The organism is Yinghuangia sp. YIM S09857, assembly GCF_051388915.1.
GTDB lineage: Bacteria > Actinomycetota > Actinomycetes > Streptomycetales > Streptomycetaceae > Yinghuangia.
In genome coordinates this window covers 131,546-139,601 of sequence record NZ_JBPKBH010000007.1, presented here as the reverse complement: position 1 = coordinate 139,601, position 8,056 = coordinate 131,546, and the positions used below count along the sequence as shown (strand labels likewise).

7 protein-coding genes are annotated in these 8,056 nt (G+C 72.7%); 6 read left to right on the top strand and 1 reads right to left on the bottom strand.

From position 1 onward, the window contains the following. Nucleotides 1-619 precede the first annotated feature (619 nt). From ACRX5S_RS16940 to ACRX5S_RS16920, 5 genes are all read left to right on the top strand, one after another. Complete coding sequence (locus tag ACRX5S_RS16940) at nucleotides 620-1,225, top strand: hypothetical protein (protein ID WP_436773768.1); 606 nt, start codon at nucleotides 620-622, stop codon at nucleotides 1,223-1,225. A 116-nt stretch (nucleotides 1,226-1,341) separates the two neighbouring features. Beyond that, a complete protein-coding gene (locus ACRX5S_RS16935) occupies nucleotides 1,342-1,719 on the top strand; it encodes a VOC family protein (RefSeq protein WP_436773767.1) in 378 nt (125 codons plus the stop codon). 245 nt (nucleotides 1,720-1,964) lie between these two features. Then, a complete protein-coding gene (locus tag ACRX5S_RS16930) occupies nucleotides 1,965-3,065 on the top strand; it encodes a fatty acid desaturase family protein (protein WP_436774046.1) in 1,101 nt (366 codons plus the stop codon). Nucleotides 3,066-3,104: 39 nt separating this feature from the next. Beyond that, nucleotides 3,105-3,677: a suppressor of fused domain protein gene (locus tag ACRX5S_RS16925; protein WP_436773766.1), complete on the top strand. Its 573-nt coding sequence runs from the start codon at nucleotides 3,105-3,107 to the stop codon at nucleotides 3,675-3,677. Nucleotides 3,678-3,833: 156 nt separating this feature from the next. Then, nucleotides 3,834-4,712 (top strand): AraC family transcriptional regulator, encoded by an 879-nt coding sequence (locus tag ACRX5S_RS16920; RefSeq protein WP_436773765.1) that lies wholly within the window; start codon nucleotides 3,834-3,836, stop codon nucleotides 4,710-4,712. Between the two features lie 179 nt (nucleotides 4,713-4,891). Here ACRX5S_RS16920 and ACRX5S_RS16915 read toward each other — a convergent pair whose 3' ends face one another. After that, nucleotides 4,892-6,358 (bottom strand): hypothetical protein, encoded by a 1,467-nt coding sequence (locus ACRX5S_RS16915; protein WP_436773764.1) that lies wholly within the window; start codon nucleotides 6,356-6,358, stop codon nucleotides 4,892-4,894. A gap of 1,086 nt (nucleotides 6,359-7,444) precedes the next feature. Here ACRX5S_RS16915 and ACRX5S_RS16910 point away from each other — a divergent pair. Continuing rightward, the gene (locus tag ACRX5S_RS16910; protein WP_436773763.1) at nucleotides 7,445-7,969 is read left to right on the top strand and encodes a hypothetical protein; all 525 of its coding nucleotides are present in this window, start codon (nucleotides 7,445-7,447) and stop codon (nucleotides 7,967-7,969) included. Nucleotides 7,970-8,056: the final 87 nt, after the last annotated feature.

Here is an 8,056-nt window from a genome sequence, read left to right as displayed (position 1 = left end):
CCCCCCCCCCCCCCCCCCCCCCCCCCCCCCCCCCCCCCCCCCCCCCCCCCCCCCTTCGGCGTTTGCGCACCGGTTGCCGGTTGCCGGTTGCCGTCTGGCTGGACGGCCGGATCTCGCGGCTCAGCACGTTCCCAGGGCGCGCCCCTGTGGCGTCTTCGCGCGGTTGGCGGTTGGCGGTTGGCGGCTGGACGGCTGAGTGCGCGTGGGGCGCGGGGGCAGGTGCGGGCCGAGACGGCGTCAACTCCCAGTCGACCGCCGCGTCCTCGTGCGGCGCGGTCAAGGGGTCGGTGAGCCGCGCGGACCTCAGCGGCCCACTCGCCTCCGCGAAGGGTCGAGCGAGTGGGGGAGAGGGCCGGTGGCGAGGCGCCGTCACCATGCGCAGGGGCGACACCGGCCTCGACTCCCTCCCGTGCCACGTTCCCCTCGTCCTCGCCGACCGCCGCGTCTCCCGGAGCCGCGCGACGCCCGGCACCATCGGACCCAGGCGGGAGGATGCGCCGAATGGGTGGGGTCGTTCGGTGTCTGGGCGGGCTGCGGCCGCGCGTGCGGGGTTGGGGGCGGTGGGTTCCGCAGACTGAGTGGTGATCACGTCGTACGATCACCGCCGCAGGAGTGCACCGTGGCCTATCGCAGCCTTGCCGCCGTCGTCGTTCTCGCCGGTGGCCTGTCGAGCGCGGCGACCGCGCCGGTCGGTGCGGAGGGGCTGCCCACGCCGTCCCGTCCGGCGTTGTCGATCAAGGTCGACGACGGCAGCGTCAAGACGCGGCCGGGGCAGGTGCACACGTACACGATCCGGCTGCGCAACCTCGGTTCCGCCGACCTCAACGGCATGTCGGTCACCGAGACGCTGCCCGCCGGCACCACGCTCGTCGGCTCGGCGGACGGCGGTTCGACCGGTGCGGACGGGCAGATCACCTGGACCTTCGACCTGCCGGTGGGCCAGGAAGTGGTCCGCACCGTCAAGGCGCGCGTCGACAAGCTCCCGTCCGGGAACGGCATCGCGTCGACCGCGTGCGCGAAGCTGGCCGGGAGCACGGTGCCGATCGTGTGCTCCACCGACCTCGACCGCATTCCCCGTGCGGAGTTGGCGTCGGCGACGGGTGTCGGGGCCTTCACGTTGTTCGGCGGGGCCGCGGTGGCGGTCGCCGCGCTCGGGGGCGGGACCTGGTACTACCTGCGTCGGCGCCGACGGGCCGCGGCACCCGCGGCGGCCGCGGCCGACTGACCGGTGGTTGCCATCCCGCGCGGCGTGCGTACGATCGACAACGCAGCATCGCGTGCCGGTCACCGTCCGGGTGAGGCATGGAGGTGCTGGGAGTGCCTTGCGGAGGCATACCCCTCATGTCAGTCGAGTTGAATCACACCATCGTGCACGCCCGGGACAAGCGTGAGTCGGCCGAGTTCCTGGCCGGGATCCTGGGGCTGGACGTCGGAGCGGAGGCCGGGGTGTTCCTCCCGGTCGAGACCGCGAACGGGGTCACGCTGGACTTCGCGTCCGTCCCCGCCGAATCGATCACCACACAGCACTACGCCTTCCTCGTCTCGGACGAGGTGTTCGACGCGGCGTTCGCGCGCATCAGTGAACGCGGGATCACCTACTACGCGGATCCCGGGCTGGAGAGCGCGGGCGAGATCAACCACCACCACGGCGGCCGGGGCCTGTACTTCTTCGACCCGGCAGGCCACGCGATGGAGATCATCACGCGTCCGTACGCGTAACACAGGACCCGCCCGGCGTCCATGGCCCCCGACCCCCGGATTCCCGGGGCCGGGGGCCCTCGGCGTTCGGGGGGCAGCAGGATCGCCCGGTCGGCGGCGGCCGCCTAGCGTGGACACCACGACGACGCCGCGGGCCGGGCCCGAAGCGGGACGGCAGTTCCGGCGTCGCGACACCTCCCACGACGCCGATCCAGGGGACGCCCATGCCTGCTGCCGCATTTCCGACCACCGGCCATCCGCCGCCCATGCCGTCGGTGACGCCCGCGTCGCCGGTGACGTCCGCGTCGCCTTCGCCGTCCGAGCGCGCCGCCACCAGCGACTTCGCGCCGCTGCTCGCCGACCTGAAGGCCGCCGGGCTGATGGACCGGAGGCACGCGTACTACCTCCGCGTCATCACCGTGAACCTGCTGCTGTTCGCCGCCACCTGGGCCGCCGTGCTGTGGCTCGGCAACACGTGGTGGCAACTGCTGCTGGCGGTCCCCGTCGCGCTGTTCTCCACGCGGGCCACCTTCGTCGGCCACGACGCGGGCCACCGCCAGATCGGCGGCAGCCACCGCACCCACCGCGCGATGGCGCTGCTGCACGGCAACCTCATGAACGGCATGAGCGCCGGATGGTGGAACAGCAAGCACAACCGGCACCACGCCAACCCGAACCACCGCGACAAGGACCCGGACGTCGCCGTCGGCGTCCTGGTGTGGGACGCCGACCAGACCGGCGGCCGCCGGGGCCCGGCCGGTTGGCTGACCCGCCATCAGGCCAGGCTGTTCTTCCCGCTGCTGCTCCTGGAAGGCCTCAACCTCAAGGTCAACGGCATCGCCGACCTGCGCAACCGGACCCGGCGCGAACGCCTGGTCGAAGGCTCGCTGCTGGCACTGCACTTCGCGGCATACGCCACGCTGCTGCTGGTCGCGATGTCGCCGGCCAAGGCGCTGGTCTTCATGCTCGTGCACCACGCCCTGTTCGGTCTGCACCTGGGCGCGGTCTTCGCGCCGAACCACAAGGGCATGCCGATGCCGGAGCCGGGCGTCCGCTGGGACCACCTGCGCCGCCAGGTGCTCACCTCGCGCAACGTGCGCGGTGGGCCGGTCACCGACTGGATGCTCGGCGGGCTCAACTACCAGATCGAGCACCACTTGGTGCCGAGCATGCCGCGCGGCAACCTGCGCAGAGCGCAGCCGATCGTACGGGCGCACTGCGAGCGCCTGGGCGTGCCGTACGCCGAGACGGGGCTGATCGAGTCGTACCGCCAGGCGCTCCGCCACATGCACGCCGTCGGCGCCCCGCTGCGCGCCGCGCGCCGCCGCCGGGATTCGGCGGAGTTCGGGGCGGACACGAGCCGCTGAGTCTGTGGCGCCGACCGGGCGGTCGGGCAGGATGGGGAGATGGCAGCAGGTCGCGCGCACAACTACTCGGCCCACCTCGACCGCCTCACCGGCGACGAGAAGCCGGTCGTCTTCACGGCCGAGTCGGCGGCGCGGCCGGACCTGCCGCCGGTCACCGTCCTGTGGTACCCGGACCTGCCGGAAGACGGGCTGGCCACGGCGTTCACGTACGGCGTCTCGCTCGCCGAGCACCCCGAATGGGTGGGCGGATCCGCCGAGTTGTCGCTGTGCGTACGCTCGCTCGACACGGCGTGGCCGCGTGCCCTCGGGATGCTGGGCGAACAACTGCGCGGGGTATGCCCGTTCGGCTACGGCAACACCATCGACTTCGGAGAGCGGATCGCGCCGGACACCGAGATGACGGCGTTCTTCGTCTTCGCGTCGACGGTCGTGGAACGCGACGACGCGGTGGGCGTGGACATCGGCGAGCCGGGCCGCGAGGACCTGGTCACGATCCAGGCGCTGTACCCGGTGCACGATATTGAACGCCGTTTCATCGACGAACGCGGCCTCGACCCCTTCTGGCACGGCGAATGGGACACCTACGACGTCTCCCGGCCACCCGCGGTGTAGTCGCCCTCGACGTGCGGCCCGCCCCCGCCGCCCGTGTTTCCTCACCCCGAGCCGGGGCCCGCCCTTCACGCGCACCCCACCGAACCGGGCACGGGATGTCGGGTGGCCTGCCTCCGGATCTTCCTAGCCTGGGGGCGTACCGGGAAGGAGAGCAGAGTGCTGGAGCGGCTGAACCGGGCCATGGACCTCATCGAGGACAACTTGGCCGGCGATGTCGACGTGCGCGAGTTGGCGCGGGTCGCGGCGACGTCGGAGTACCACTTCCGGCGGATGTTCTCGGCCTTGGCCGGGATGCCGCTGTCGGAGTACGTCCGGCGCCGCAGGCTGACCGTAGCCGCCGCCGAAGTCCTCGCGCAGGATCGGACGTTGCTCGACGTGGCGGTGCGCTACGGGTACGGCTCGGGAGAGGCGTTCGCCCGCGCGTTCCGTGCCGTGCACGGCGTCGGCCCCGCCGAGGCCCGCCGCGCGGGCGTGGCCCTCCGCTCGCAACAGCGCCTGTCCTTCCACCTCGTCGTCGAAGGGACCGGCAACATGCGCTACCGGGTTGTGGAGAAGGACGCGTTCCGCCTCGTGGGCAGGAAGGCACGCGTGCCGCTCGTGCACGAGGGGATGAACCCCGAGATCGTCGAGTTCATGCGAGCGCTCGATCCCGACGAAGTGCGGCGCATCGAAGCGCTGTCGGACCAGGAGCCGCGCGGACTCGTCAACGTCAGCGACGACTTGGCCGACTCACGGGCCGAGGGCACCGAACTCGACTACTACCACGGGGTGGTGACGAGCGCCGAAGTCCCCGACGGACTCGACGCGTTGCCCGTGGAGGCGGGCACGTGGGCGGTGTTCGAGCACTCCGGTCCGTTCCCGGAGACGCTGCAATACCTGTGGCGGGACGTGTTCACGCAGTGGTTCCCGTCCAATCCGTACCGGAGTCGGCCCGGTCCCGAGATGGTGCAGACCCGGCTCTCCGCCGACGGAACCCACGCGGACGCGGAGCTGTGGATCCCGGTCGTGCGTACGACCTCCGAGCAGAGCGGTTAGCGCGGTGGCCACCAACGATTGCCGGTTCTCGTCGTTCATTGCGATGCATCGCTCGCCGGGCCTGGCGGCCCTCCCAAGCGCAGGGCCGAAGCTCGTACCAGTCGTACTCGCGAGGTCCTGCAACGCGGCGAGGCGGCGTGCTGGGCGGCGAGAACCGGTGGAGGTTTGTGGCCACCGCACTAGACGTCGACGTCCGAGGCAGGCCGCGCGGCGGGGGAGGGGATGGGGCGGCGCCTCGGCCGGTCCGGTGAGAGCCGGTCGGCGGTGAGCCGCCCCGACCGCCGCGGCTGCGGCGCGGCGGGAGCTGTCGGAGCGGGTGCCGACGCAGGCGTCGTCGCGGCCACCGGCGCGGCCGCTGTCGCGGGGACGGCGGCGGTACGCGTACCCGATCCCGAGATCCACGCCGGAGCGTCCTCCCCGGTCGCGGCCCGCCATCGCGAGCGCACGGCGACCGGTTCGGCCGCGTGGGCGCGTACCAGGGCGTCGGTGGCCATGTCCACGACCTGCGGGAGGTTCAGCGCGGTGCCGACGCCGAGGGCGGCGGCGAGCGGGGGCACCGCGTCCGCCGGGCGCTCGGCCGAGATCAGCACCAGCCCGTACACCGCGTAGGTGACCGCGACTTCGGGCCGCCGGGCGATCGCCGGGTCGGCCCGCACGCGCCGCGCCCGCAGCGACACCGCCTCCTCCAGCGCCTCGACCGCGTCGTCGTGGCGCGCGGCGCCGCTGAGCAGCAGGCCGAAGCTCTGCAACGCGGACGCGAGCGCGTCGTCGCCGGGCGTGGGACCGGTTTCGGTGCGCGCACGTCTCAGCCGTACCGCCGAACTCGCCCTCTCTATCGCCTCGTCGACGCGCCCGACCCGCGCCAGCAGATTCGCCTGGCGCGTCGTCACCTGGGCGAGAACGTCGGCGTCCGCGAGCGTGAGCAGATGCGCGGCCTCGTCGAACAGCGCCAACGCGTCCTCGACCAGGCCGGTCGCGGCGAGGCGTCCGGCGAATTCGTCGAGTGCGTCGGCCAGTCCGGCGCGGTGCTCCTCGGGCGAACGAGCGGCGAGCGTCCGGTACGCCTCCACGCACTCGTGCAGCACGGCGAGTGCCCGATCGGACTTGCCCGCGTCGCCGAGCCGCGCCCCGAGATCACGCAATGTCGCGGCCAGGAGCGGGCGGTGGCGGTGCACGTCCAGCGCGGCGAGCCGCCTGGCCCGCAGCGCGGCGTTGTCGGCGACCTTGACCGCGTCGGCGAACTGCCCGCCGCCCGCGAGAACCGCGGCGAGCGCGCGCAGCGCGTCGATCAGCGCGGGGGAGTGCTCCGCCGGGTCCTGTTCGGCGAGTTCGCCGAGCACCCGCACGGCGGCGCGGGCGGGTGCGGACGCCTCGATGTGCCGTCCCGCGCGGCTGAGTTGGCGGGCCCGGTCGGCGAGCATCGCGGCCCGGTCCCGCTCGTCCCGCCGCACTGCGGCGGCAACTGCCCTGGACGGCGCCGGTTCTGACGGAAGGTCACCCTCCGGTTCGGCCGAATCTCGCTGGTAGGGCACCAAATACGAGTTCCTGACGGCAAGCGCCTTGCTCGCCACCGCCGCCTCTTCCTCCAGCCGGAGCCGGTACGCGGCAAGGTGGCGCTCATGCCGGCGCCGCCATCTGAAGAGCACGCGTCCCCACCCCACCCCACAGCTCGCCCACTGTCGGAGCGACGCTACCGCGCACCCGCCACCCCCGCACCGCCCACCGAGAGGATCAAGCCAGCAACCCGACAGAGACGCCCCGAGCACACGCGGTCCGGAACGCCCCCAGGTCGTGTCTTCAAATCCCCGCCGGGCCCGCAACGCCGGGCCTCGACGGCTCCCCAAGTGGCTGCGTCACGACCTTGCCGCCCGCTCCCGACGGCCCGCCCAAGCCGAACCCGGGCCGAGCCGCGGACCGCGCGTTGCGAGCGTACGCCGGTGGAGCGCACCGGGCCCTGACGGCCCTCGCAAGTCGCGGCGTTACGTCCCTTGCCGCCTGGCCCTGACGGCCCTCCCAAGCCAAACCGAGGCCGAGCCGCGGGCCGCGCTTGCGAGCGCTCGCACCACGGCCCGCCGGCTACCCGACGGGACATCGAAGACACTCCCTGGCGCCCCACCGGGAGCCGACGAGCACCCCAAGGCCACCACCCCGTGCGTCTCGAACCGTTGGACGACAACCCCGAGTTGGTAGTTCACGCGCTCGACGGAGACCACTATCGCGAGGTTGCGAAATTCACGGGGAGCGCGGTGGTGCCCCTACCGAGAAGGCGTCGCCCACGGCGAGCGCATCCCGACTGAGACCCACCCGACCACTCGGCCTGCCCCACCCGCCATGACGGACCGCCAGGTATCGAGGGGCGGCGGCATGCGTGTGCCGACACGGCCCGATCTGCCTGCGCTCGTGACCCTGGCCCATCCCAACCTGCCCGGCCCACCCGCCGTGGCGGAGCGCGCCGCAGGTCGTCCCCGCGTCCCATCGCGCCCAGCCCATTCCTTCGAAATCGTCTGGCCATCGGCCTGCGCGGCGGCCCTGTGCCGCGCGGTGTGCGTGCGCGGCAGGGGTGCGAGCGGTGGGTGGGGCGTTTTCGGGGCGGGCGTGCCCGCGCGGTGGGACCTGCGGAGGTCGGCGATAGGTGGGGCGGGTGATTCCGCCGAGACGGTGGCGAAGTGATCGTTTATGCCGTGGGCGTAGGGCGTTGGCAGTCGTCACACCGCCAACGTAATCTCGATTACATGATTACGAGCGAGCAGCAGGAGAAGGTCAGGGGCTGGTTCGCCGGGCGGCTGCCCGAGGGGCTGTTCGTCGAGCTGGTCGAGGTGACGGTCGACCGTGAGGAGATCACCGTCGTCGGGCGCATCGCGGAGCCGGAGTTGGCCGAGGATGCGTCGGACGCGGCGCGCGAGGGGGCGGCCGAGGGGCGGATCTCGGAGTTCCGGGAGCGCACGCGCGACGACCGCGTCAAGGTCGCGCGTGAGGCCGAGCGGAAGTTCGGACGCAAGGTGTCATGGGGTGTCGTGTGCGGCGACCACCGCGCGCTCTACACCCACGTGTCGGTGCCCGTCATGACACGGCTGCGGCAGCCCGAGCGCCAGGTGCTCGACACGCTGATCGCCGGTGGTGTCGCTCGCAGCAGGAGCGAGGCCCTGGCGTGGTGTGTGCGCCTCGTCGAACGCAACGCCGACACGTGGCTCACCGAGCTGCGTGAGTCCCTTGAAAAGGTGCACAGGGTCCGCGCGGCGGGCCCCGACGCGGAGTAGGACAACACCACGCCCGCGCGCCACGCGGGTGAAAACCCGGGAGGACGAACGGGGTTGGCCGCGCGGGCCCCGCCTCTCAACCACGCG